Below are 24,988 nucleotides of genomic sequence, written 5' to 3'. Positions count from 1 at the left end.
CTCGGCGCCTCACTGAGCGATATCGGATGAGTGTTGAGTGCGGGAGCGACAGGCCGGTCGACGACGTAACGGTTGGCAAACGCGAGAGAGCAATCGATCCAGATGATCGATCCAGTAATAGATGGGCACGGTTCGGGTGTAGCAATGAGCGGGAATCAGCGGCTCCAGTTTTTTATGCAGCTGCGGCAGTTTGGACCAATGAAGACCACACTTGTGGTGGTGCGCCGTGTGGTAACCGATGTTGCCGGTCAGAATATTCAGCCACTTGGAGTCCACCACATTGCGACTGGCCGCCATGGGGTTTTCCAGGTCGAGCTCCAGATGGTGATAATAGGTGGCACGCATGGTGACGATGAGCGAGGCGAACATCGGCAGCCAGAACACAAACAGTGCCGGCAGCGGTCGATACACCGTCAACGCCAACAGGATGCCGAGGCTGGCCGACAACTCGATCAAGTACCGACGCAATAACTTCGGCCGTTGACGGGCGATGGCAATCGCCCGTGGGTAGGTAAGAAACAGGCCTTCGGCAATATAGCGCCACAGGCTGATGGTGGTGCCCCCGGCCTGCCAGCGCGAGGTGTCCCGATCCTGATCCAGGTAGTGACGATGGTGGCCGTGGATGTGGTGCAAGGTCCAGGTACTGGCGAGCATTCCGGTCTGGAACCCGTAAACAATTTCCAGCAGGCGATTCAACCATGCGTGATGAAACGTCCGGCAGTGATGATGGTTATGGTTCCAGACACAGACATTGGTTTTCGGAAAAATGCCGAGCAGGAACCAGCCGGCCAGCCAGACAATGCTGTCCACGAAGGCGTAAACACACAGGTCCAGCAAAAAATAGAAAAGAATGATCCCGACCGGCAGCCGATCCTCGGGATGGCGAAAGAGTTTCATCGACGCCTCCAACAGCGGAGGCTCTGGGGAACAACAAGCGGGACTGCAGGTGGTATCACGCGTCACTCCTTGATGATTGGGGGGCTAATCCATCAGCCGCGATCTTAAGGGGGGTGTCGAATTACCGACAAGGAACCGGGTCACAGTTCACAACAGGGGCGTTCTTTTAATCCTCTTGTGTCAGATTATTCATCCATAACCGCTTACCAATGCGTCGCCACATGGGAAAGAACTTGAGCGCGTCTTCCAGAAACATCAGCGCATAGACAATCAGGAATGGCCAACCCAAGCCAAAGATGGCCAGAGCACACAGCGGAATCCCCACCCCCCACATGACCGACACATCGGTTATCAGTACGAAGCGATTGTCGCCACCGGCGCGCAGCACACCGATGATACGCATCATGTTGAATATCTTGACCCAGACCAACGCGCAGAAAATGCCCAGCGTCGTCTGAAGAAGCTCGGCCGTATCCTGCTCCACCTCACCAAAGGCACTCAGAATCCAGGGGCTGATCAACCACAGTGTCATCGATAAGGTCAGCACCAGTATCAACGTCAGGCGATCAAACACTTTATGCAGGCGCCAGGCCTCCTCGGTGTTGTCCGCCCCCAAGGTACGCCCGACCATGACCGCGCTGGCACTGGCCAGACCGACAAACAGCGCGAAAAACGCGCTTTCAATGGGCACGATCACCCCCATCACCGCCAGGGCGTGGGTGCCGGTAAACCCGGTCATCACATGGTAGGTGGCATTCCCCAGCCCCCAAAGCCCATAGTTGGCCACCAGGGGCAGGGAGAAGGCGAGAAAGCGTCGGGCGGGTTGCCAGGCGAGCGCCGTTTTGAATTGCGCCCAGCGCAACGCAAAGCCGTGTTGACGGCCGTACACCCAGGCGAGGATGAACGACAGTTGGCAGAGGCGGGCAATCAGCGTGCCCCAGGCGGCCCCCGCGACCCCCAGAGCAGGAAAGCCGAAATGACCGAAGATCAGTATATAGTTGAGTGCGACATTGATCAGAATGGATAGCGTGCCCGCCACCAGCGGCATGCCGGTATTACCCAGAGCCCGAAGCGATGCTTCGTAAATGGCAATCCACTGGGTCAACAGCAGCGCCGGAGCAGTAATCACCAAATAGCGGGCGGCGAGCGCCACCACTTCCGCATCCGGGTTGAGCCAGCCGAGCCAGATATCCGGGCGCACACCAAACAGCAGCAGAAACGGCACCATGGTCAGGGTACCCACCATCAGGGTAACGCCGAGGGTACGCTGGCAACTGGCGAATTTACCGGCACCACTGTATTGCGCCACCAGCACACTGCAACCCGTCGCCAGGCCACTCATCAATACCAGCAACAGGAAGTGCAACTTGGCCGCCAGGCCCACGGCGGCGATCGCCTCGGAGCCCAGCCGGCTGACCATCACCACATCGGCCATGCCCAGCAGCGATTGCAGAAGCATCTGCAAGGCGACGGGCAAAGCCAGCAGAAGGACCGTCCACCAGAACTGACGGTTATCCGGGCGTAGCTCTGTCGTCATTTCGGCGATGGTCCTGAACTCTGGGTACGGCGGGCGTTCTTCTGCAACCAGCGGTCAAGCTGGTCGGCAAACTGCTTGCGATCGGTCTGGGAAAATCCGGAGGGTCCGCCGGTCACTTCACCGGTGCTGCGCAGCTCTTCCATGAGGTTGCGCATGGCCAGACGCTGGCGAATGTTTTCCCGGGTGAAAGGCTGGCCGCGCGGGCTCATGGCCACCGCCCCGTTTTCCACCACCTCCGCCGCCAGGGGAATGTCCTGGGTGACCACCAGATCACCCGGTTGCAGCAGGCGCACAATCTCATTGTCGGCCACATCAAACCCGGCCATCACCTGCCGGGTTTTAATAAAGGGAGAGGGGGGCACACGAATGCCCTGGTTCGCCACAAAAGTGGTGGTGATTTTCCAGCGATCCGCAGCCCGACAGAGAATGTCTTTCACGACCACCGGACAGGCGTCGGCATCAACCCAAATTGGCATAATGTCACTCACGATAAATGATCAGCCGCCATTGTAGGCAGTGTCCCGCGCTTTCACCAGCTCGCGTTACCAGAAAGCGTTGCGCCTTGACCCACGGCAGTTTAGGCTTTGCGCTCAGGATTTTGATAAACCATTACAAGGAGCACCCCGCCATGTTTTACCGTCTCATCCACGCCCTGCTGCTCAGCTCTGCGCTGGCCGCCGTAAGCATCGCCCAGGCAGACACCGCGCTCTATACCATCAGTAAAGGTGATCAGAGCTTTTTCCTCGGTGGCACCATCCATCTGTTACACCCTGACGACTTCCCACTGCCCGCCGAATTTGACGCCGCCTACGCCCAAGCGGACGCCCTCTATCTGGAAACCGACCTCGGGGTCATGCAGGATCCGGCCTTTGGCCAGAAAATGATGCAGGTCATGATGTACCCGCCCGGCAAAACCCTCAGTTCCGAGCTCAGCCCGGAGGTATGGAAAGAGCTACAAAGCTATTCCCAGGCGAACCAGTTCCCGGTACAGCAGTTCATGGGGTTCGATCCCGCGTTTGTCAGCATGGTAATGACCGTGATGCTCGCCCAGAAGAACGGCATTCAGGAGGGCGTTGACGCCTACTTCTACCAGAGAGCACAACGCGATAACCTGCCAATGGGCGAACTGGAAACGGCCGAGCAGGTGCTGGATTATATGAAGGTGATGACCGGCCACGACGGCGACGCCATTATTCAGGCAACCCTGACCGACCTCAAGCGCTTTGACCAGCTGATGACCGACATGGTCAATGCCTGGCGTACCGGGGACCTGGAAACACTGGACCGGGAAATGGCGCAACCGATGCGGGAGCAGGCCCCCGGGATGTATCGGACGCTGATGACCGAGCGCAACAACGATTGGCTCCCGGTGCTGGAGTCCCTGTTTGAGCAGGAAGGCACCGAACTGGTTCTGGTGGGCTCGCTGCATCTGGCTGGAGATGACGGCTTGCTGAACGCGTTGGAACAGAAGGGCTACGCGGTAACCTCCTATACGGTCAACACCGACTAGCTCTGTCCTTGTAGAACCCGGCGCCAACAGGCGATTTTTTGCGTCGGGTCACTTTACAAAACCCGCCCCCGTCAATGACACCCCATTAAACAACGTCAATGATGGCGCGGGTTTACCCGCCTTGGCACAGTCCCTGCTTTATTACCTGCGATGCCGAATGTTCGAGCCTCGGCACGGACACAATACGCTGTTCGATTCAAGTAGGTACCTATCATGAACATTTTATCAAAAGGAATTCGTGTTGCTCTGGCCACGGTTATGGTGGCATTTGCAGGCCATGCACAGGCGCTGCCTTTGGGCCCCGGAGATGCGGATTGGGAGTACAACTCCGAGAAAAACAACTCTAACCTGAGCGGGACGACCATTGCCGGCATCGTGGGCACGGACTCCATCCTGGAGCTGTACTACAAAGCGAATGTCGACGAAGGGAACGAAGAGGGCAGTTTCACCAGCTCCTATAACACCGTGTTTTCCGGCGACCCCAATAACGCTCTGATCACTTATGTTGGCGGCCCATCAATTGTTTGTCCGGAATGTTATTTGATCGTCAAGGACGGTAACCAACCCCAGTATCTGTTCAATCTCGCAGACTGGGACGGCATGGAAAGCCTCGACCTGCAAGGTTTTTATCCTGGCAACGGCGCCATCTCCAATGTCGCCATCTGGGGTAAAACCGGAGTCAGCGTACCGGAGCCCAGCGCTCTGATACTGATGGGATTGGGATTGATCGGCTTGGGAATGGCCCGGCGCCGGGTAGCCCGCTAAGGAGAAGCTAATCAGCAAGGAGGATTACCCAGATCAAGGATGATGCATCTTCTACGAAAAAGCCCGCAAGGAACTGCGGGCTTTTTTCTTTTGGGGTTGGCGTTTGATCCGTTTTCAGAACGCCATGGACTTGCAGTCGTCCCGAGCCACCTGTTTGTAAAAATCCCCCATGCCCCCCATTCGGGTGCCGTCGAGAATCTGGCCGTCCCCGATACCCCGAGCTTCGGCGCAGGGCTTACAGACAATAATCTCCGCGTTCTCGTGCGCAAACACCTCGGCAAACTTGGCCGGCGGACCGCAGGGCACCACCTTCTCATGGCAGCCCGGAACCGCCAGGGTCACCGCATCGTGAAACAGAATCAGGGTGACGGTATCACCGGCTTCCAACGCCGTGTTGGCAAATATGAAGGGAATCGCCGCCCGGGTGGTATCGCTCGGCCCCCATGTAGTGGAAATGGCATAGTGCATGTTCTACTCCTGATTTGAAGAAAGGGCATCAGGTAGATAAGGGACGCTGCCTCATCATCCCCGATGGATGCGTTGCGCATGTTGGTATAGCTAGTAGACCACGGGAACCACCGCAGGTGTCAATAGAGTGGACACAGCAAAAAATGGCGACTCGTCCATGGTGGAACACCCTCGAACGCGCTACCCTATAGGCCTTTGCCTGCATCGGTAGAGGCCCGACTTTGGACACCAGACCCCACGTCGCATCCCTGGATGAAGTACTGGACCGGGTGGCAGACATCTGCGATCACCGGCCGAGAGTTTCCATCGACGCCATCATGGACGCCATCGGCCAACGTTCCTTTGGCCCGGTGTTGCTGCTGATTGGCCTGATCGTACTCGCCCCCATCATTGGCGATATTCCCGGCGTACCCACCCTGTGCGCACTGATGGTGCTGACCATCTCGGTACAGCTTCTGCTGCACAAGGAACACTTCTGGCTGCCCCGATGGATACTGGCCCGCTCGGTCACCACCGCGCACCTGCTCAGAGCCATCCGGGTATCGCGTAAACCGGCCCGTTTTATCGACCGGCTGGTCAAGCCCCGGTTGATCTTCCTGATTCGCGGCTACATTCCCATGCGCTGTGTCGCGCTATCCAGTATGGCCGTGGCACTGATGATGCCGCTGATGGAATTTATCCCCTTCAGCGCCAACCTGGCCGGGGCGGTGCTGACCTTTTTCGGACTGGCCATTATCGGCCGGGATGGATTGCTGGCACTGTTGGCTTTTGTGTTTACCGGGGCCAGTGGGGCGGTGATTGGCTGGGCATTCTTGGGGTAGGCCTGCCTACAGCCCCTATCTGCTACACTCGATCTCTTCCAATCACGCAACCTCAGTGCCTGACCATGACCCTGTTTCAAGCCTCCGAACTCGAGCGCGCCGTTCACGTTTCCCGACTACAACCCGAGGATCCACTGGGCTGCACCATTCAGCGACCTTTTGAACTGGACGGATTTGAGTGGCCCACCGCCGAGCATTACTACCAGGCCATGAAGTACCCGGGACGAAAGCGGTTTGATGACATTCGCCAGGCGGCGACTCCCGAGCAGGCAAGACGCATCGGTCGCGGCTGGCTCAAGCGACCCCGCCCCGACTGGGACAGGGTGCGTACCGTGGTCATGACCCGCGCCATTTATACTCAATGCCAGATGTATCCGGAGTTCTCCGAAGCATTGTTGGCGACGGGCGATAAGAAGATTGTTGATGTGAGTCAGTACGATTATTTCTGGGGACTCGGAAGGGATCTTCGGGGCGAGAATCAGTATGGGAAAATGTTGATGGCGGTTCGGGAGAAAATTTCTTCTCCTTGAAAGCCAGCCTGCTAATCAAACGACTCTGACTATTTTGATTTTTTGTTTGCCCGCGGATGCGCCTTATCGTAAACCTTCGCCAGATGCTGAAAATCCAGATGGGTATACACCTGGGTCGTGGAAATGTTGGCGTGACCCAACAGTTCCTGCACCAGACGCAGATCGCCGCTGGATTCGAGCATATGGCTGGCGAAGGAGTGGCGGAGCATGTGGGGATGGACCGGCTCGTCCATGTTCTGTCGGATGCTGAGCTGCTGCATTCTCAGTTGCACGGCGCGGGGCGTAAGGCGCTTGCCGCGCTGGCCGATAAACAGCGCGGTTTCGCCCGGGGGCGCCACCAGGGCGCGCTCCGGTAGCCAGGCTTTTACGGCATCGCGGGCCTGTTGGCCCACCGGCAATTGCCGGGTTTTATTGCCTTTACCGGTGACCGTGACGGCGCCTTCGCGCAGGTCGATGTCGTTCAGGTTGAGGCCCACCGCCTCCGCCAGGCGCAGCCCGGAGGAGTAGATCAGCTCCAGCAGGGCGCGGTCGCGTTTGCCCAGAAATCCTTCGTCCTTCACTTCCACGAATTGCCCGGCCTGATCCACATCCAATACTTTAGGTAGTTTCTTTTCTACCTTGGGGGCCTGCAGGCCGTCGGCGGGGTTGGTTTTCAGCCAGCCGCGACGGATGCCGAAACGGAAGAAGGCGCGCAGTGAGGAGAGCCACCGGCGCAGGCTTTTACCTCTGAGGCCTTTGCGGTGCAGTGAGGCCAGGTTTTCCCGCAAGTGGTGGACAGTGATCGCCGAAAGGTCATTGATCTGCCGGGTTTCGCAGTAGGCGAGGAATTTGTCCAGGTCCCGGGCGTAGGCGTCTTCGGTGCGCGGGGAGAGGTGTTTTTCCGTGCGCAGGTAGGTGAGGAAGGCGGTGCGTTCGGTTGAGAAAGGGTGGGGCATGGGTGCTGTCCGCTATATAGGGAACGGCGGATGCGCCTTTGGCTTATCCGCCCTACGGAGACTCCGGTGCTAGATTAGCGCGGGAGGTGTTCGGGGAGCAAGCGGTTGAGGACTTCGGCGATGTAGCCGAGGAACAGGGTGCCCATGCTGGAGCGGTAGTAGTGGGGGTCGCGGTTGCCGATGGCGAGCAGGCCGTAGGCATTGCCATGCACCAATGGAACGGTGGCGACGGAGCCAATCTGATGGGCGTTGTCGCCAAACAGAAACTGGAGCTCGCCTTCGCCCAGCGTGCCGCACATGGCGCGGTTGTTTTTCAGCAGGGGCGCGATGTGCTGGCGCGCCTCGCCGATGGTAACCACCCGTGCCTGGCTGCTGGGAACGCGATCTTCGTGACCGAACAGCAGGATGCTGGTGTAGTGAATATTGAAGTCCTGGTCAAAGCTGAAACACAAGGCGTCGATGATATCGCCCATGTCCCGACCTTCAAGCAGGGCCAGCACCAGACGCTTGGTTTTGTCGAACAGCTTGTCGTTTTCCCGGGCGTTGTCCAGCAGTTTGCTCAGCCGGTGGCGCATGTCCATATTGCGCTCGCGCAGTACCGACACCTGACGCTCTACCAGAGAGACCGCCGGACCACTTTCGTGGGGCAGCTCCAGGTCGGCGAGCAGTTTGCGATGCTGAACAAAAAAGTCCGGATGCGCTTCCAGGTATTGGGCAACCTGCTCGTCGGTCAATTGGCTGGCTTCGGTGCTTTGCTCGCTCATAAAGGCCTTATATTTTTACCTGTCCGTGAAACACCGTGGTGGCGGGTCCGGTCATGATAACCGAGTGGCCGGGGCCGGGCCAGGTGATGCTCAGGCTGCCGCCGGGCAGGTTGACCTTGACGGTTTCGTCCAACAACTGACGCAACCGTCCGGCCACCACTGCGGCACAGGCGCCAGTGCCGCAGGCCAGGGTTTCCCCGGCGCCGCGTTCGTACACCCGCAGGTTGATCTCACTGGGAGAGACCATCTGCATAAAGCCGGCATTGACCCGACGCGGGAAACGCTCGTGGCTCTCAATCAGCGGCCCCAGGGTTTCCACGGGGGCACTGTCGACCTTGTTGACCATCAACACCGCGTGGGGATTACCCATGGAGACCGCCGAGATATCCAAAGTCTGCTCTGGCAGCACCAGGTCGTAACGGATCGCTTCGGCGTCCGCCTGAAAGGGAATCTCCTCCGGGCTCAGGCGGGGTACGCCCATATCGACCTGAACCTGCCCCTGCTCGGTGATTTTCAACGTCATGTCGCCACCGGCGGTTTCCACTTTGATGGACCGCTTACCGGTCAGCTTGCGCTCCAGCACAAAGCGGGCGAAGCAACGGGCGCCGTTGCCACAGTTTTCCACCTCGCCGCCATCGGCATTGAATATACGGTAACGAAAATCGATATCGGGTCGGGTCGGCGTTTCCACCAGCAATACCTGATCGCAACCGACACCGAAATGCCGATCCGCCAGGGTACGGATTTTCTCCGTGCTCAAGCGCACCTTCTGGGTCACGCCGTCGATCACGACAAAGTCATTGCCCAGGCCGTGCATTTTGGTAAAACGCAAACGCATGAAACTTCCTTACTCCGAGTCGGGGAGCACCTGCTCACCGCGCAACTGGTCATCAATGGTTTCCCGAGCCCGCACCAGGTGCGCGCGATCGCCGTCCACCAATACTTCCGCCGGGCGGCCCCGGCTGTTGTAGTTGGAGCTCATGCCGAAGCCGTAAGCCCCGGCGGAGAGCATGGCCAGCACGTCACCAGCCTGTAGTGCGAGCGAGCGGTCTTTACCCAGAAAGTCCCCAGTTTCGCACACCGGGCCTACCAGGTCCCAGGTTTTTACCTCACCCCCATGCTCCCGCACCGGCACAATGTTCTGCCACGCCTGGTACAAAGACGGGCGGATGTTGTCATTCATGGCCCCGTCAATGATGGCAAAGTTCTTGTGTTCGGTGGGCTTGAGGTAGAGCACCTGAGTCAATAACACGCCCGCGTTGGCGGCAATGGAGCGGCCCGGCTCAAACATCAGGCTCAATTTACGATCGCCGAGTCTGGCCTTGATCGCATCCATATAGTCACTGACCGGTGGCGGGGTCTCGTCCCGGTAGGTCACCCCCAGGCCACCGCCCAGGTCCAGGTGATGAATGTGGATACCTTCGCCCGCCAGCTCGTCGACCAGCACCAGCAGGCGATCCAGCGCGTCCATAAACGGGGCGAGCTGGGTCAGCTGGGAGCCGATGTGGCAGTCCAGCCCCTGCACGGACAACCCGGGCAGCTCCGCCGCGCGACGATAGACCGCCGGGGCCCGTTCGATATCGATGCCGAACTTGTTCTCTTTCAGCCCGGTGGAGATATAGGGGTGAGTCTGGGCGTCCACATCCGGGTTGACCCGCAGGGAGATATTGGCGGTTTTGCCGAGCTCACTGGCCACCTGTGAGAGCTGCTCCAGCTCCGCCTCGGATTCGACGTTGAAGCAGAAGATACCGGCGTTGAGCGCCTGAATCATTTCCGCGCGGGTTTTGCCCACCCCGGAGAACACCACCCGCTTGGGGTCGCCGCCGGCGCGCAGGACCCGCTCCAGCTCGCCACCGGAAACAATATCGAAGCCGGCGCCCAACCGGGCCAGCAGGTTCAGCACCGCCAGGTTGGAGTTGGCCTTGATGGCATAGCACACCATCCCCGGGTGATCGCCCAGGGCCTGGGCGTAGGCCAGGTAGTGCTGGGTAAAGGCGGCGCGGCTGTAGACGTAGGTGGGCGTGCCGAACTGCTCGGCAATACGGGCCAGGGGGAGGTCTTCCACAAACAGTTCGCCGTCACGGCGTTCAAAAGGCTGCATATCGGGTCTCAAATCAGGGGGTTATTCGCTCTGGCCGCCATCCGACGCAGGTTGCTCGTTCCGGGGTTCTCCGGACTCGGCCTCTTCGGGCAAGTAGAGGGGGCCTTTCTGACCACAGGCTGCCAACAATAAGGTAGACAGCAATACCGCACTCAAGGTGGCGCAACGGGGGGTCATGGGCACTCCTGCAGGGCTCGGGCGAAACAAGGCGGGCAGTATAACCCTGAGGGTGTGGGGGCTCAACAAATGGGAGAGGGGACCAGACGGTGGATGACGGGGCTTCGCCCCTTATCCACCCTACGGCTTTGGGTAACGGCGGATGCGCGCTTCGCGCTTATCCGCCCTACGCGAACTGCCGTGCCACCCGTAGGGCGGATAAGGCAGAAGGCCGCATCCGCCGCAACCAAACCGACCCCACAGCCATGCGTAGGGGCTGAGCGCAGCGATTAGACTGCGCATCCGCCGTTACCTGACCCTGAATCAGGTCGCCCAGGCCCGGTCGCCTTCCTCGTGCGGCATACAACCATCGTAACGGCCGGGGATGGCGATATAGCGCAGCACCTGGGTGGCCCCCACCTGGGAGGTGAAGAAGCCGAACAGTGTCAGCTGCTTCATCATGGTGAAGTAGTGCGGCGGTGTGGTGCCGGCGGCGGCCACCGCTTTTGCCTCGGCATCCAGCGCGCGAATGAACTCGGTGCGCTGCTCGCCGCTCAGGTTCATGAAGTCGCTGCCGTACTGCTCGTTGGCCGCGGCGTTCAATTGCTCCATGCCGCTGTGGAAGATGGCCTGCTCGGCCTCGGTGTAGCAGTCCCGGACAAACACGGTCATGAACTGGCCCACTTCGGCGTCTTTGGCCCCCGGGGTGTCGGTGCGTGGCAGGATGGTTTCCGCCACTTCATCGAGCAGGAACACGTCCTGTTCGGTGAAGCTCAGGCTCGGGGCCGCCTCCTCTTTGGAGGCGCAACCGGCGATGACCCCGGTACTGCCGATCATGGCGGTGCCGGTGGCGGCGGTGATCAGTTTGAGGAGTTCACGTCGATTCATCACAAATTCCCCTTCTTCAGTTCATTCACCGCGTGGTCCACCGCCCGGGCGGTCAGCGCCATGTAGGTCAGGGACGGGTTTACGCAGGAGGCGGAGGTCATGCAGGCGCCGTCGGTGACGTAGACGTTGGGCGCGTCCCACACCTGGTTGTGGGCATTGAGCACCGAGGTTTTCGGGTCCCGGCCCATTCGGGCGGTGCCCATTTCGTGAATGCCCATGCCCGGAGCGTAGCCCCAGTCGCCCCCCTGAACATTCTTCACACCCGCGGCTTCGAGCATATCCACCGCGTCCTGAATCATGTCCTTGCGCATTTTCTTTTCGTTGTCCTTGATCTCGACGTTCATCGCCAGCACTGGCAGACCCCAGGCGTCGGTGACACTGTGGTTCAGGGAGATGCGATTGTCGTGATAGGGCAAAATTTCACCAAAACCGATCATGCCGATGTTCCAGGCGCCCGGTTCGCTGAGTGCCTGCTTGAGATCGGCGCCGACCTCAAACTCGGCGATGTTGCGATCCCAGTTCTGGCGACTGGCGGAGCCCTGGTAACCAAAGCCGCGTACATAATCACGCTGATCACCGCCCACGTTGCGAAAACGCGGGACATAAAAACCGGCGGGACGACGGCCGTAATAGTATTTGTCGTCAAAACCTTCCACCTGGCCGCTGGCGCCGGCCCGGAAATGGTGGTCCATGACGTTGTGGCCCAGCTCCCCGGAGCTACTGCCCAGACCACCGTCCCAGACATCCCGGGCGGAGTTCATCAGAATCCAGGTGGAGTTGAAGGCCGAGGCGTTCAGGAACACCACGTCGGCGGTGTACTCGTAGGTCTGGTTGTTTTCGGTGTCGATCACCTCCACACCCTTGGCCCGCTTTTTGTCCTTGTCGTAGATGATTTCTTTCACCAAGGAGAAGGGCCGCAGGGTCAGGTTGCCGGTTTTCATGGCCGCCGGCAGGGTGGAGGACTGGGTGCTGAAGTAGGCGCCGAAAGGACAGCCCAGCCAGCACTTGTTACGGTACTGGCAGTTGACCCGGCCCTGCTCGGGCTTGGGTTCGGTGATATTGGCCACCCGGCTGTGGATCATGTGCCGCTTGCCGCCGAACGCCTTCTCGATACGCGCCGCCACGTCTTTTTCCACACAGTTGAGCGGAATCGGGGGCAGGAACTGGCCATCGGGCAGAATGTCCAGGCCTTCCCGGGTTCCGGCGATGCCGGCGAACTTCTCGACATAGTCGTACCAGGGGGCGATGTCGTTGTAGCGGATCGGCCAGTCGATGGCGATGCCTTCTTTGGCATTGGCTTCAAAGTCCGCCGGCGCCAGGCGGTAGCTCTGGCGGCCCCACAGCAGGGAGCGACCGCCCACATGGTAGCCGCGGTACCAGTCGAAGCGCTTTTCTTCAATGTAAGGGTTTTTCTGCTCGTCGGCCCACATCCCGAAGGTGGACTCATTGAGCGGGTAGTCCCGGCTGAGGACCGGGTAGTTTTCGATCATTTCCTGGGTGGGCTTGTCCCGGTGCGGGTAGTCCCAGACTTCCTTGGTGGCGTTCTTGTAGTCCTTGACGTGTTCAATATTCCGGCCGCGCTCCAGCAGGAGCACTTTCAGGCCTTTTTCGGTCAGCTCTTTGGCGGCCCAGCCGCCGCTGATGCCGGAGCCGACCACAATTGCGTCGTAGTGGTTGTCTGCCATAGTTACATCTCTGTCTCGTTATATTATTGACCCGGTGGATCAAACATCGCTAATACGAATTGCCGATCTGAGCGATTCGGTGACTCTTCATAGGTACCACCTGGGGAAGGCCGCCCAACTTGTATGACGAACCCCGGCATAGCCTACCCTGCGCCCGCACAAATTTCCACGGGTCTCACGGTTTTTAACACACGCGCTTACAGATCCATCAGCGCCCTGTTGAGCCGCTGTTCCAGCTGGGCCTTGATGTCCAGGTAGTGGCTGAGCTGAAGCCCCAGTTGCGGCGCCAACAGGTCCCGGCACTGACTGAGGTCCAGGTCGGTGATATAGCAGGGATAGCGCTCTTTGGCACGACGCATGGACAAGATATAGCGCGCCACTTCGCTGAACAGCTCGTCCCCATAATCCAGCGCGGAGAACTCCCGGTCGTTACAGTACACGGTGTACAGGATATCGCCGTCCGGAGCCGGCTCGGCAATCACCTGAATGTTGGTGAAGGTCAACCGGCTGAGGTCTCCGGCGCTGGCACGTTCCTCCAGGTAGCCGCGACCCTGATCCACCCGGCCACACAGCTCAAACAGCCGAACCGGGGGCGTCGCGTCTCCTCCCTGATCGGCGCTGGCGCTCTGACGGGCCACGACGGAACGCAGGAAATGATGCAGGGGACGCAGAAGCGTCGTGTGGCTGAAAAACGAGAGCCGGATCACCAGCAGAGACCCCAGCTCATCAATCAAGGTCACTTCGGCCTCCTCTTCCTGCACCTGATAAAACAGATAGACCCCCGGCTCGCGAGCCTGGTCGGCCATCAGTTTCAGAGGACGATTTTTCAGGGCGTGCCGATCGACCACGATGGGGCTGTATTCCAGTTGCGCATTGGTCAGCTTGTCGATCAGGGCATCGTAGCTGCCATAACGGGTGACGTGGGGTTGTTGCTGGAGGAACTGGATCAGCACATAGCCTTCGGCGGTTTCCAGCACATAGCGGCTACTGGCGGGACGGGTGCCGGAGTAATAACAGCCGACCAGATCCTGCCAGAGCTCCTCCAGACGCTGTACCACCAGGTTACCCTGGGCTCCCAGGCAGCGGATGGTCACCTCCGGCGGGGCCAGCCCCCGTCCCGGAGGAGCCAGGCGCAGGTAATACTGAAGACCGTTGATCAGTGCATCGTCGTCATAGTGACGGCACAGCACTTCGCGCCAACTGTTGATCTGGACCAGATCTAGGGTCAGTACCAGATTGTCGCGCAGGCCGCTGAAATCCAGGGCATCGCGCTGGGCACTGAGCATCTGCAGGCCCCGCTCGTGGAGATTGGCCTGGGACTCGACGCCCAGATTAAACAGTAGCAGCAGGCGTTCCGCGCGAGCGGCCCGCTGGAAAGGCTCGTGGGCCCGGGTCACCAGCGGCAAGGGCAGCCACTGATGCAGCCATTGCCAGAGTTGCTGGCGCTGGGGGGCGGTCAGGCTGACCCGCTCGCCCTGCACATCAAACCAGGCACCGGCGCCGAGCACGCCGTTGCCATAGGTCCACAGCAGCAGCTCCCCCAGATAGCGCGCGCGCTTGAGGGGCGGGCCGTCCGGCTGGCCATCCCGGCTGCGAAACACGGCCCAGAAGCGGGCCCCCTCGGGGCTCGTGTCCGGCTCTTCCACAAAGATCAACGCCGGTTCGGCGATGTCCTGGGAGATGTCGGGGTTGAGCCACTCCACCTTGCCCGCCTTGCGCTCAAACGCCGCGTGCAGTTTGCGCCCCAGGACCATCAGCTCGTCATCGCTGATCCGGGTTTCGGTGGACGCCTTACTGACCGCGTTGATCAGCCGGTAGCTGGCACTGAGCTCCGCCACCAGTTGGCGTCGTTCCTCCATGACATCAGGCACCTTCCAGTGCCGGCGCTGGTCCAGCCGCTGAAGCTCAGTGTGGCTCCACCCCCACTCCGCCACCAGTTGCTCGAGTTGCTCCCGCTGCCAGGACTTGCGCCCACTGCGGGGTGGCCGGGTCAGCGGTTTGTCCACTTTAAAGTACAGGCAACGGCGGGCCAGGTTGAGGCGGTCTCCTACGTCACCCGTATCGATCAGGTACTGCTCCAAACGCCGGTAGATCATCACATAGGCGTCGAGGCGATCCGGGTGTGGCGCCTGTTGATACACCGCCTCTTTGAAGGTCAGCGCCAACGGACGCCGATCCTGCCCCTGCAGATAGGCCTCCAGCAGCATCAGTTTCAAGACCGATTTGTGGGGCGACTCAATGCCTTTATAGAGGTGCCAGATGCCCGCGCCCACGAATTCATCGGTGGGAATGTCCGGCAGGCCGCCAAAGTCGATCACCTCGGCGGCACGCAGGAACCGCTGCCCGAGCAGGGTTTGTGTGTAGGCGGCGTAGTCGCGCTCACAGGTACCGGGCACAAACCACCACAAAGGTAGCTTGCCGCCCAGCCACAGGGCGGTGCGATAGAACTCATCCAGCAGGAGAAACCGCTGGGCGGAGCCACTGCCTTCCGCCGACAGCTGGCCCAGCTGACCCGTGCGGAACTGATCGGGCTCCATCAGAAAAAAGTGTACCTCCAGGCGCACCTGCTGTTCCGCCCAGAGCGACAGCTGGCGACACTTGCGCCGGAGCTGATCGCGCGCCTCGCGCTCCAGGCCCGGCCGGTGGCATACCCAGACATCCAGGTCACTGCCTTCGCTCTGGGCGATGGTGCCGACGCTGCCCATGACAAACAGCGCGTCGATGTCACAGGCGCGGGCGCTGACGTCGCGCTGATAGTGGAAGCTGCGGGCCAACCCCCGGGCGAGGCGGATCTGATCCCGGTCGGGTTCGTAACCGCTGAGACCGGCGGGGGTGGTGCCAGAGACGTAACCGGGCAACATGGGGTGGTTGACGTGAAACAGCAGCGGCAGCAGAACCACCAGGTCCTGCTGACGGTCGCTCAGGCCCTCGAGCATGCGCCGGTGGCGCACCCGATTGAGATCGAGAAAACGCTGTTTGAGCCGCTTGAGCTGTTTCCGGTCGAGCCCGCCATCACTATGATCGAGTTCAATGACGTCTGAGCGTAGGCCCATTACTTGCCCTGGGGTGTGGTTGCCGCCTGAACCACCTCGAACAGGGTCTGGTAGAGCAGGGCCGGTTTGATGGGTTTACTGATGTAGTCGTTCATGCCCTCGGCCAGGCAGCGCTCACGGTCGCCCCGCAGTGCCTGAGCGGTCAGGGCCACGATGGGAATGTCCGGGCGCTGGTCGCCGGCGCGAATCCGCCGGGTCGCCTCATAGCCATCCATGTCGGGCATTTCCAGGTCCATCAATATGACATCGAAATGATCCACATTCCGATAGAACTGATCCAGCGCCTCCCGGCCTGTGGCGGCCAGTGTCACTTCAGCACCACGCTTGCGCAGAATGCCCTGGGCCACCTGCTGGTTCACCTTGTTGTCTTCCGCGAGCAAGACACTCAACCCCGCCAGGGATACCTCCGCGCCGGGCGCGTTGGTGGCCTGGGCGTTGAGATGGCCGCTGAACAGCTGACTGAGTGCGTCAAACAGCCGCGATTCGCTGACGGGCTTGTTCAGGAACCCATCCACCAGTTCGGCATTCTGCTCGCCGTCGAAAATTTCATCGCGGTGGTAGGATGAAATCAGCAGGACCTGGGGTGTATGGGCCAGTTCCGGATCTGCCTTGAGCACTTCGGTGGCCTCCAGGCCGTTGACTACCGGCATCTGATAATCCATCAGCACCAGATCGTAGGGCCGGCCGGCCCGTTCGGCCGTGCGTAACTGGTGAATCGCCTCCTCGGCCGACGCTGCACAGTCGGCATGAAGCTGCATATTGTGCAGGGTTCGTGCAATGATCTCCCGCGCCAGGGCATTATCATCGACAATCAGGGCGCGAAGATGCTCAAACTGATCCGGGCGCTCCTTCAGCGTCCAGGCCCCGATCTGACTGTGCTCAAACCGGGCGGTAAAACTGATCCGGCAGCCCTGGCCCGGCTCGGTCTGGATTTCCAGTTCGCCCTGCATGAGCTTGATCAGGTGATAGCAGATGGTCAACCCCGTGCTGGTCGCCACCCCCACTTGCCGGGGGCCCCGGGCCATGGCCTCGAAACTGGCTTCCAGTGCCGCGACCTGCTCCGGGCTCATTCCCACACCGAAATCGGTGATGCAGAATTTCAGCTCGACGCCCTCTGGCGTCGTTTGGGTCTGACGCACGCTCAGCAGCACCCGGTCGCTGGTGGAGTATTGCATGGCGTTATTGACCAGATGGCTCAGTATCTGGCTCAGGCGGGCGGTATCGCCCCGGAGAAAGCGGGGCACGTCCGGGTGAAGATCGTAGGTGATGTCCACCTGCCGATGGATGGCGCTGACTTCGAACAACCGGGCGAGCTTTTCGAACACCTGCTCCAGATCGAAATGAGCGGATTCGAGGACGATTTTACCGGTCTCGATTTTGGAGAAGTCGAGCACCTGGTTAATGATATGAAGCAGGGAGTCCGCCGCCGCGCCCATGCTGTCCAGATAGCTGCGCTGTTGGTCGTCCAGCGGGGTGTCGCCCAACAGGTGCCCCAGGCCGATGATGGCGTTCATGGGCGTGCGGATTTCGTGGCTCATTCGTGCCAGAAATTCACTTTTAGTGCGGTTGGCCAGGTCGGCCTGGGTTTTGGCGGCAATCAGGGCATCCTGGGCGCTGGGCAACCGATCCGATGCCTGCGCCTCGGAAAGCGCACCGGCGGGCTCTGAAGAAGCCACTTGGGCTTTCAGCTCTGCCAGTTCCTTCTCCAGCGCGCGTATGCGCTGTTGCACAGAGAGGTCATTTGTCGCCATTGCCAAAGCACCGCTGGCCATTTATCGAATAGGGCGGCGCCAGCGCCGGCTTGCTTCAGACGGCTCGAAGCGCATACAAGGTATATACTTCGAGGGCCGTCAGCGGTCTGCTCTCGCCCGGAGGGCCCGTCCAGACTGTGCTGAAAACGGGCTACAGCCTCTAAGGCTAGTGCATTTTTGGCGCTATGCCAAAGGAAAAATCAATGTCCGGTCATAACCACTCAAAGAGGCCTATCTTGCCCGATATCCGACCCACCCAGGGAAAATGGCTCAGTCTACTGCTCGGGATCACCGGCGTGCTCTTGGTGGCCCTGGTTCCGGCCCCCGGCGGTCTGTCCACCGAGGCCTGGCGCGCTCTGGGGTTGGCATGGCTGATGGCCGTGTTCTGGATTGCCGAAACATTGCCTCTGGCCGCCACCGCGCTGCTGCCGATTGTGCTCGGCCCACTGCTCGGTCTGGTCGAGCCCGGTGCGGTAACCCGCGATTATGCCCACCCGCTGATCTTCCTGTTTCTCGGCGGGTTTGTGTTGGGCCTGGCCATGGAACGCTGGCGTCTGCACGAGAGAATGGCACTGCGGATTCTGTCCACCATGGGCGGCACACCGGCCCGGGAACTGGCGGGCTTCATGTTGGCCACGGCCTTTCTGAGCATGTGGGTCAGCAATACGGCCACCGCGATCATGATGCTACCCATCGCGCTCTCGGTCATTCAGGTAAAAGGGGTCGATGATGCCCGTTCGGGCAACCCCTACGCCGTAGCCCTGCTGCTTGCCGTTGCCTATTCCGCGAGTATCGGCGGCATTGCCACTCTGATCGGCACCCCGCCAAACGCTCTGCTGGCCGCCTATCTGTCCGAACAACACGGTATCGAACTGGGCTTTGGCGAGTGGATGATCATCGGCTTGCCGGTCAGCCTGACCATGCTGATGGCGGCCTGGCTGTGGCTGGCCCATGTGGTGGCCCGCGGACGGACCGCCGGCACCGGCGACGCCCCGCATCACAAAACCGATCACGACCTGTTCCGGCAGCGCCTCGACGAGCTGGGGCCCATGACGCGGATGGAAAAGCGGGTCACTTGGGTGTTTATCGTGACGGCGGTGGCCTGGATTTTTCAGCCCCTGCTGGCCGGAGTATTCCCCGCTGGTTCGCTCACCGACACCAGCATTGCCATTGCCTGTGCCATTGCACTGCACGCGCTTCCCGCCGGTGATGGGAAGGGCTCACGCCTGATGGACTGGGAATCCAGCCAGAAACTGCCCTGGGGGGTATTGCTGCTGTTCGGTGGCGGGCTGGCCCTGGCCGGTATCATCCAGGATTCCGGGCTCGCCCAAGCCATTGCCTCGGGCCTTGAAACGCTGAATCGTTGGCCTACCGCGGTCATTGTTTTGGCCGTGACGGCAACCATCATTTTTCTGACCGAAATCACCAGCAATACCGCGACAACGGCGGCCTTTCTCCCTCTGCTGGGCGCGCTGGCCATCGCCCTGGGTCTGCCGGTGGAGGCGCTCGTGGTGCCCGCCGCGATTGCCGCGAGCTGTGCCTTCATGCTGCCGGTGGCCACCCCGCCGAATGCCATTGTGTTTGGCTCAAACCAGCTATCGATCAAACAGATGGCATCCGCCGGTTTAGCGCTCAATTTGATCGGTACCGCTCTGGTGGCGGCCCTCGGGACGGCGCTGATTCACTGGCGGCTGTTCCACTAGTGCTCACTGGTTAGTTTGAGCCAAAAGGGATATAGTCTCGCTGACCGGATGATAATAATCAGCCCACTGTGAATCCAAACCCGTTGCCGCTCGCGTCCTAACCCAGAGCACAACAGGTAAGCCAGCCGCCGGCCTTTCGGAGCGGTCGGCATCAAGGTATCAGTCTGGGCTATCTAGCCAGGAAGCCAATTTGCGGACAGCGTCATGATCAAACTCGATAATATTCACAAGTACTACGCCACCGGCGACCAGCGCCTGCATGTGCTCAAGGGCATCAACCTGCACATTCGCGAGGGCGAGCTGGTGTCGATCATGGGTTCGTCGGGCTCAGGCAAATCCACCCTGCTGAATATTCTGGGGATTCTCGATACTCACGATGAGGGCGACTACTTCCTTGCCGGGCGGGAAATTCGCCACCTGAAACAGAAGACCGCCGCGCAAATGCGCAACCAGTTGCTCGGCTTCATTTTTCAGTCATTCAACCTGCTGCCTTTCAAAAATGCCCTGGAGAATGTGGCCCTGCCACTGTACTACCAGAATGTCGGGCGCAAGGAGCGCAACCGGACGGCCGCCCGCTATCTGGAGATGGTGGGGCTGAGTGACCGCGCCCTGCACATGCCCAACGAACTCTCTGGCGGCCAGAAGCAGCGGGTGGCCATTGCCCGGGCGTTGGTCACCCAGCCCAAAGTCATTCTCGCCGATGAGCCCACCGGCGCCCTGGACAGCAAAACGACCGAGGACATCATGGCGCTGATCAAGGAAGTGCACAGCCTGGGCAACACCATCGTGATCGTCACTCATGAANAGGATGTCGCCAACCAGACCGAGCGGCAGATTGTGCTCAAAGACGGCCAGATTATTTCCGCCGCCGATCTGCACANATCAGCCCTCGAACACGCCTGANCNCCGAGGCNAGACATGGACGGATTACAGGAAATTCTCTACACCCTGCGNCAGAACAANCTGCGCACCGCGCTCACCGCCTTCGGCGTGTTCTGGGGTATTTTCATGCTGATCCTGCTNCTCGGCGCNGGCCGGGGCATGCAGAACGGCGTGTACGACAGCTTCGGTACCGACGTGCGCGATTTTGTGGTGATCTGGTCCGGGGCGACCTCGGTGGCCCANCAGGGCATGTCGGTGGGTCGGCGCATTCAGCTCACCACCGCCGATCTGTCNGCCATCAANCGTCAGGTCCCCGGCGTCGGGTTTATCGCNTCGGAAAACCGCATCAATAACGCCAGTATTCGTGCGGGNAACAAAACCGGCAGTTTTTCCCTGCACGGTATCCCCGATGATTTTTTCCGCATCAAAGGCGTGGANCCATTCGACTTNGGNCGCGANNTGAACCGTCTNGANCAGGCNCAGTTGCGCAAATCCTNTCTGCTNGGNCGCACNGTNGTNGAGCGNNTGTTNGGCCCCGNNNCNNACCCGGTNGGCNAGGANGTNACNGTCAACAACGTNGTNCTGACNGTNGTGGGTGTGTTCTACGACCGNAACAACCGCGGCCAGGANTCCGAGCGCATCTANATTGCCGATACCACCTATCGCACNGTCTTCGGNGGCGGCGACAACATTCAGACACTGTGGCTNCGGCCNGCACCCGGCTACGACGGTGTNCAGGTGGAACAACAGGTNATTGAGCTGCTGAANCAGCGTCATCAGGTGGCNGAGGANGATCGNCGGGCNATCCAGTCNTTCAANATGGCCGGCCCCGCAAAAATGGTCANCGGGCTTTTCCTNGCNATCAATGCNTTCATCTGGTTTGTCGGNTTGGGCACGCTCACCGCCGGTATTGTNGGTGTNAGCAANATCATGATCATTACGGTAAAAGAGCGCACCCGGGANATCGGCATTCGCAAAGCCCTGGGCGCAACGCCGTTCAATATTGTGAANACGCTGCTGCTGGAATCCATTCTGGTCACCAGTATCGCCGGCTATGCCGGNCTGGTCTTGGGCGTGGGNCTGATCGAACTGATGGCCTTNGGNNTGCGCTCNGTGGGCGCCAACCTGCCGTTCTTTCAGAACCCGGAAGTCAACTTCCAGGCNGCGATNACNGCCATCGTATTGCTGGTGATTGTGGGTGCCCTGGCNGGTNTGGTNCCGGCGCTGAAAGCGGCCCGAATCATGCCCATTGAAGCCATGCGCGCGGAGTAGCCACCAGTGATTATTGATACCCAAAAGTGGCAGGAAATTTTNATCACCCTGCGCCAGCACAAACTGCGCACCGGGCTCACCGCCTTCGGGGTGTTCTGGGGCATTTTCATGCTGACCGTNCTGCTCGGCGCGGGNAAGGGACTCGAGAACGGCGTGATGGANGGNTTTCGCGGCGTNCCCAATGCNGTGTGGATCTGGTCNCAGGGACGNACNCANGTNCCNTATCANGGCATGCCCATNGGCCGNCAGATCATACTGCGACCCGACGATCTTCCGGCNATTCGCGACAATATTCCCACCGTCGATCGNCTCTANCCNCAGAACAGTGTGGGCATCTGGGGCGGTTCACCGGCCTANACCGTGTACGAACAGAACAGTGGCAGTTTTTCNGTNCAGGGCGCNATGGCCGGNATGGCCGGNATNTNTNGNCAGCGGGTTGTGGAAGGGCGNTANCTGAACACGCTCGACGANCGGGAANGGCGCAAAGTGGTGATCATCGGNCAACGGGTCAAGGACCANNTGTTCGCGCCGGGCGAAGCGGCNGTCGGACAGTATCTGACCATNGATGGCATCAGCTTTCAGGTNGTGGGNGTNTACGCNAGCACCTCGACCGAGCCCGACAGCAGCGAGGAAGAGCGNATCTACATGCCCAACGATACGCTGCGCCAGACCTTCAACCAGNCCGCCTGGATNGGCAGCATGGTGGTNATCCCCAAGCCGGGCGTTCACGCCGCCNACGTCGAGCAGCAGGTCAAANCNTNTNTGCACGAACGCAAGCAGGTGGCGCCCGATGATGTCGGCGTGCTGGGCAGCTTCAANCTGCAGACCGAGTTCGACAAGATNAACGGGCTGTTCACCGGCATTCAGGTNTTCAGNTGGTTNGTGGCCATCGGCACCATCATGGCCGGCGCCCTGGGTGTGGGCAACATCATGTTGATCGTGGTTCGGGAGCGCACCCGGGAAATCGGGTTGCGCAAGGCGCTGGGCGCAACACCTACGTCNATCGTGGCCATGATCGTGCAGGAGTCCATCTTCATTACCGCCGTGGCCGGCTACACCGGTCTGGTGGCGGGCGTCCTGCTGCTGGAGGGCGTCAATGCCCTNCTCGCGGCCAGCGGCGGCCGGGCCGGCATGTTCAGCAANCCGGAAGTGGATTTCACCACAGCGCTGATGGCCTTGGCCGTGTTGATCGTTTCCGGGGTCATTGCGGCGTTGCTCCCCGCCGCCAAAGCGGCCAGCGTCAATCCGATCGCGGCCCTTCAGGACGAATAANTTTCACGTTTGCTTCACTACGAGATCGTCACCATGAAAAAGGTATTCACAGTTCTTCTGCTCGGGTTTATCGCACTGATNTTTATCAGCACGGCGGTATTTCTGTACAACAAATCCCAGGCCAAGCCGGTGACCTACGAAACGGACGCGCCTGCGNTNATGGACATTGTCCAGAAAACCGTGGCCACCGGCCGGGTGGTTCCCCGCAAGGAGGTCAACGTGACCTCCCAGGTGTCCGGCGTGGTGGACACCGTGTATGTCACNGCCGGACAGACGGTNCGCAAGGGCGATCTGATTTCGCGCATCACCCTGGCNCCCAGTATGGTGATGCTGAACAACGCCGAGTCCCAACTCGACTCCGCACGGATCAGCCTGGCCAACGCTGAAGAGGAGTTGGANCGACAGCGCAANTTGTTTGAAAGCGGNCTGATTCCCGCCTCGGAATTCAGCCGGTTCCAGTTGGACTACGAGCTCAAGCGCGAANCGGTTCGCTCGGCNGANAATCACNTGCTGCTGATCAGCGAGGGCGCCACCAGCGATTCCGATNTGGTGTCCAACGTNATCCGCGCACCGGTCGATGGCATGATCCTGGATATTCCCAATAAGGAAGGTGCGTTTATCGTTGAATCCAGCACCTACGGAGCGGGTACACCGNTCGCCGTGATGGCCGACATGAGCGATATGATTTTCGANNGCAAGGTGGACGAAGCGGAAGTCGGTAAAATCGAAGAGGGCATGTCACTGATTCTGCATGTGGGCGCGCTGCAGGACGAGACCTTCGATGCGACCCTGGAGCACATTGCTCCTAAAGGTGAAGAAGATCAGGGCACTATCAAATTCGAAATCCGCGCCGCCGTGACCCTGGAAGACCAGGTGTTTCTACGAGCCAATTACAGTGCCAATGCGGATATTGTTCTGGCCGAACGCAAAGACGTGTTGGCCATCAACGAGGGTAATCTGATCATTGAGGGCGATGAGTATTTTGTCGAAGTCGAAACCGCCGATCAGGTGTTTGAAAAACGCCCCGTCGAGGTGGGGCTATCCAACGGCATCCACATTGAGGTCGTTGAAGGTTTGACTCAGGACGAGAAGATCAAGAAACAGTCCTGATCCACGTAAAGGCAGCAGCTGTCGGGTTACGCCTTCGGTTAACCCGACCTACTGGAACTTGCCGTGGAATCTTCAGGTTCGAGTAGGTCGGGTTAGCGAAGCGTAACCCGACAGCCCACGGAGACAGCAACGGTGTTAGTAGCTAAAAACGCCAAAAGCGTCATCGTACAACGTCACACTCAAAACTCACTCCTTTCCCACTCCCCTAAGATCCGGCACAACGCCGCCCCAGTCCTCAGGATATTCTCCTCGCTCTACAAACCGATGGAAACTTGAATGCGGCCAGTCCCGCACCCGTCTCACCAATTCATGTTTAACCGGATTAAAGTGTATGTAATCTCTATGCCTCTGCCAATCCCGCTCGTCTCTCAGAAAATGCTCCCAAAAACGTGACTGCCAGAACGGTCCGGTCAAACCAAAGGACTCCCGAAGTGTTCGACTTAGTCCCGACTTTATCAGGCGCCAACGGATTGAAAAATCACTGTCATCCTCAGGTAGAACCCAGATACAGTGTAGATGATCCGGTAGTACGACTATTGAGTCGAGAACAAACGGGTATTGGATTTTGACCTGTCGAATACGCTGTCTGAGTAGGCCAACAACACTGGGATGATCAAATAGAGGGCGTCGTCTTGCGGTGACGACGGTGAAGAAATAGGCAGCGCCGGGGTGATAATAACGTCGGTATTGCATAAACCCTCCGTGGTTTACGAGTTGGTGTTGGTGGTTGCTGTCGGGTTACGCTTCGCTAACCCGACCTGCGGGAGCGTGCCGTGAATTCGTTGAGTTCGAGTAGTCAGTTATAAGGTAGAAAAAAGAAAGGGGACCCTCATAACTCGGTAACTTGCTGTAACAGCAAGGTGCGAAGAACCGAGAGCATTGGAGGTG

The 24,988-nt window shown here is 59.7% G+C and carries 23 protein-coding genes; 9 read left to right on the top strand and 14 right to left on the bottom strand.

Annotated features, from left to right (window positions below):
• Positions 1-9: 9 nt before the first annotated feature.
• The 3 genes from CMG77_RS11195 to CMG77_RS11185 all read right to left on the bottom strand — a co-directional run bounded on the left by CMG77_RS11195 (position 10) and on the right by CMG77_RS11185 (position 2,910).
• Positions 10-897 (bottom strand): fatty acid desaturase, encoded by an 888-nt coding sequence (locus tag CMG77_RS11195; protein WP_286804715.1) that lies wholly within the window; start codon positions 895-897, stop codon positions 10-12.
• Positions 898-1,063: 166 nt separating this feature from the next.
• Positions 1,064-2,434: an MATE family efflux transporter gene (locus CMG77_RS11190; protein WP_286804716.1), complete on the bottom strand. Its 1,371-nt coding sequence runs from the start codon at positions 2,432-2,434 to the stop codon at positions 1,064-1,066.
• The gene (locus CMG77_RS11185) at positions 2,431-2,910 is read right to left on the bottom strand and encodes a YaiI/YqxD family protein (protein WP_286804717.1); all 480 of its coding nucleotides are present in this window, start codon (positions 2,908-2,910) and stop codon (positions 2,431-2,433) included. The genes CMG77_RS11190 and CMG77_RS11185 overlap by 4 nt, the downstream gene beginning before the upstream one ends.
• Positions 2,911-3,062: 152 nt before the next feature.
• Here CMG77_RS11185 and CMG77_RS11180 point away from each other — a divergent pair, with 152 nt between their 5' ends.
• Together CMG77_RS11180 and CMG77_RS11175 are read left to right on the top strand one after the other, a co-directional pair.
• On the top strand, positions 3,063-3,944 hold the full coding sequence (locus CMG77_RS11180; RefSeq protein WP_286804719.1) for a TraB/GumN family protein: 882 nt from the start codon (positions 3,063-3,065) through the stop codon (positions 3,942-3,944).
• Positions 3,945-4,157: 213 nt separating this feature from the next.
• Positions 4,158-4,709 carry a PEP-CTERM sorting domain-containing protein gene (locus CMG77_RS11175; protein WP_286804720.1) on the top strand — a complete coding sequence of 184 codons (552 nt, stop codon included), beginning with the start codon at positions 4,158-4,160 and terminating at the stop codon, positions 4,707-4,709.
• A 114-nt stretch (positions 4,710-4,823) separates the two neighbouring features.
• On the opposite strand, the gene CMG77_RS11170 is transcribed toward CMG77_RS11175, so the two are convergent.
• Complete coding sequence (locus CMG77_RS11170) at positions 4,824-5,177, bottom strand: DsrE family protein (protein ID WP_024461697.1); 354 nt, start codon at positions 5,175-5,177, stop codon at positions 4,824-4,826.
• Between the two features lie 221 nt (positions 5,178-5,398).
• Here CMG77_RS11170 and CMG77_RS11165 point away from each other — a divergent pair, with 221 nt between their 5' ends.
• Together CMG77_RS11165 and ybiA are read left to right on the top strand one after the other, a co-directional pair.
• On the top strand, positions 5,399-5,998 hold the full coding sequence (locus CMG77_RS11165) for an exopolysaccharide biosynthesis protein (protein ID WP_286804721.1): 600 nt from the start codon (positions 5,399-5,401) through the stop codon (positions 5,996-5,998).
• A gap of 65 nt (positions 5,999-6,063) precedes the next feature.
• Positions 6,064-6,528 carry a riboflavin biosynthesis intermediates N-glycosidase gene (ybiA, locus tag CMG77_RS11160; RefSeq protein WP_286804722.1) on the top strand — a complete coding sequence of 155 codons (465 nt, stop codon included), beginning with the start codon at positions 6,064-6,066 and terminating at the stop codon, positions 6,526-6,528.
• 29 nt (positions 6,529-6,557) lie between these two features.
• Here ybiA and xerC read toward each other — a convergent pair whose 3' ends face one another.
• The 9 genes from xerC to CMG77_RS11115 form a co-directional block, all read right to left on the bottom strand.
• Positions 6,558-7,463, bottom strand: a complete 906-nt coding sequence (gene xerC, locus CMG77_RS11155) for a tyrosine recombinase XerC (RefSeq protein ID WP_286804724.1) — start codon at positions 7,461-7,463, stop codon at positions 6,558-6,560.
• A gap of 74 nt (positions 7,464-7,537) precedes the next feature.
• A complete protein-coding gene (locus CMG77_RS11150) occupies positions 7,538-8,227 on the bottom strand; it encodes a DUF484 family protein (protein ID WP_123638702.1) in 690 nt (229 codons plus the stop codon).
• A gap of 7 nt (positions 8,228-8,234) precedes the next feature.
• Positions 8,235-9,065 carry a diaminopimelate epimerase gene (gene dapF, locus CMG77_RS11145; protein ID WP_286804725.1) on the bottom strand — a complete coding sequence of 277 codons (831 nt, stop codon included), beginning with the start codon at positions 9,063-9,065 and terminating at the stop codon, positions 8,235-8,237.
• 9 nt (positions 9,066-9,074) lie between these two features.
• A complete protein-coding gene (gene lysA, locus CMG77_RS11140; RefSeq protein WP_286904493.1) occupies positions 9,075-10,328 on the bottom strand; it encodes a diaminopimelate decarboxylase in 1,254 nt (417 codons plus the stop codon).
• A 21-nt stretch (positions 10,329-10,349) separates the two neighbouring features.
• Positions 10,350-10,505 (bottom strand): LPS translocon maturation chaperone LptM, encoded by a 156-nt coding sequence (gene lptM / locus CMG77_RS11135; RefSeq protein ID WP_414673886.1) that lies wholly within the window; start codon positions 10,503-10,505, stop codon positions 10,350-10,352.
• A 303-nt stretch (positions 10,506-10,808) separates the two neighbouring features.
• Positions 10,809-11,372, bottom strand: coding sequence for a gluconate 2-dehydrogenase subunit 3 family protein (locus CMG77_RS11130; RefSeq protein WP_286876341.1), 564 nt, complete (start codon positions 11,370-11,372; stop codon positions 10,809-10,811).
• A complete protein-coding gene (locus CMG77_RS11125; RefSeq protein ID WP_286876339.1) occupies positions 11,372-13,057 on the bottom strand; it encodes a GMC oxidoreductase in 1,686 nt (561 codons plus the stop codon). Before CMG77_RS11125 ends, CMG77_RS11130 begins: the two co-directional genes overlap by 1 nt.
• Positions 13,058-13,254: 197 nt before the next feature.
• A complete protein-coding gene (locus tag CMG77_RS11120) occupies positions 13,255-16,110 on the bottom strand; it encodes a class I adenylate cyclase (RefSeq protein WP_286876338.1) in 2,856 nt (951 codons plus the stop codon).
• Positions 16,110-17,840, bottom strand: a complete 1,731-nt coding sequence (locus CMG77_RS11115; protein ID WP_286807236.1) for a response regulator — start codon at positions 17,838-17,840, stop codon at positions 16,110-16,112. Before CMG77_RS11115 ends, CMG77_RS11120 begins: the two co-directional genes overlap by 1 nt.
• 257 nt (positions 17,841-18,097) lie before the next feature.
• On the opposite strand from CMG77_RS11115, the gene CMG77_RS11110 reads away from it, so the two are divergent.
• The 5 genes from CMG77_RS11110 to CMG77_RS11085 all read left to right on the top strand — a co-directional run bounded on the left by CMG77_RS11110 (position 18,098) and on the right by CMG77_RS11085 (position 24,100).
• On the top strand, positions 18,098-19,564 hold the full coding sequence (locus CMG77_RS11110; protein WP_286807235.1) for an SLC13 family permease: 1,467 nt from the start codon (positions 18,098-18,100) through the stop codon (positions 19,562-19,564).
• Between the two features lie 204 nt (positions 19,565-19,768).
• On the top strand, positions 19,769-20,467 hold the full coding sequence (locus tag CMG77_RS11105) for an ABC transporter ATP-binding protein (RefSeq protein ID WP_286904490.1): 699 nt from the start codon (positions 19,769-19,771) through the stop codon (positions 20,465-20,467).
• A gap of 15 nt (positions 20,468-20,482) precedes the next feature.
• Complete coding sequence (locus CMG77_RS15920) at positions 20,483-21,718, top strand: ABC transporter permease (RefSeq protein WP_353743481.1); 1,236 nt, start codon at positions 20,483-20,485, stop codon at positions 21,716-21,718.
• Between the two features lie 6 nt (positions 21,719-21,724).
• Positions 21,725-22,990 (top strand): ABC transporter permease, encoded by a 1,266-nt coding sequence (locus CMG77_RS11090; RefSeq protein ID WP_286904488.1) that lies wholly within the window; start codon positions 21,725-21,727, stop codon positions 22,988-22,990.
• Positions 22,991-23,023: 33 nt separating this feature from the next.
• On the top strand, positions 23,024-24,100 hold the full coding sequence (locus CMG77_RS11085) for an efflux RND transporter periplasmic adaptor subunit (protein WP_286904486.1): 1,077 nt from the start codon (positions 23,024-23,026) through the stop codon (positions 24,098-24,100).
• A 186-nt stretch (positions 24,101-24,286) separates the two neighbouring features.
• Here the strand turns inward: CMG77_RS11085 and CMG77_RS11080 are convergent, their stop codons facing one another.
• On the bottom strand, positions 24,287-24,793 hold the full coding sequence (locus CMG77_RS11080; RefSeq protein ID WP_286807232.1) for an REP-associated tyrosine transposase: 507 nt from the start codon (positions 24,791-24,793) through the stop codon (positions 24,287-24,289).
• Between the last annotated feature and the right edge of the window lie 195 nt (positions 24,794-24,988).

The sequence above is a fragment of the Marinimicrobium sp. genome (assembly GCF_002695945.1).
In the GTDB taxonomy this organism is placed as follows: Bacteria; Pseudomonadota; Gammaproteobacteria; order Pseudomonadales; family Cellvibrionaceae; genus Marinimicrobium; species Marinimicrobium koreense.
Note: the sequence above shows the minus strand (reverse complement) of the source record. Positions and strands in the feature narration are given on the sequence as shown.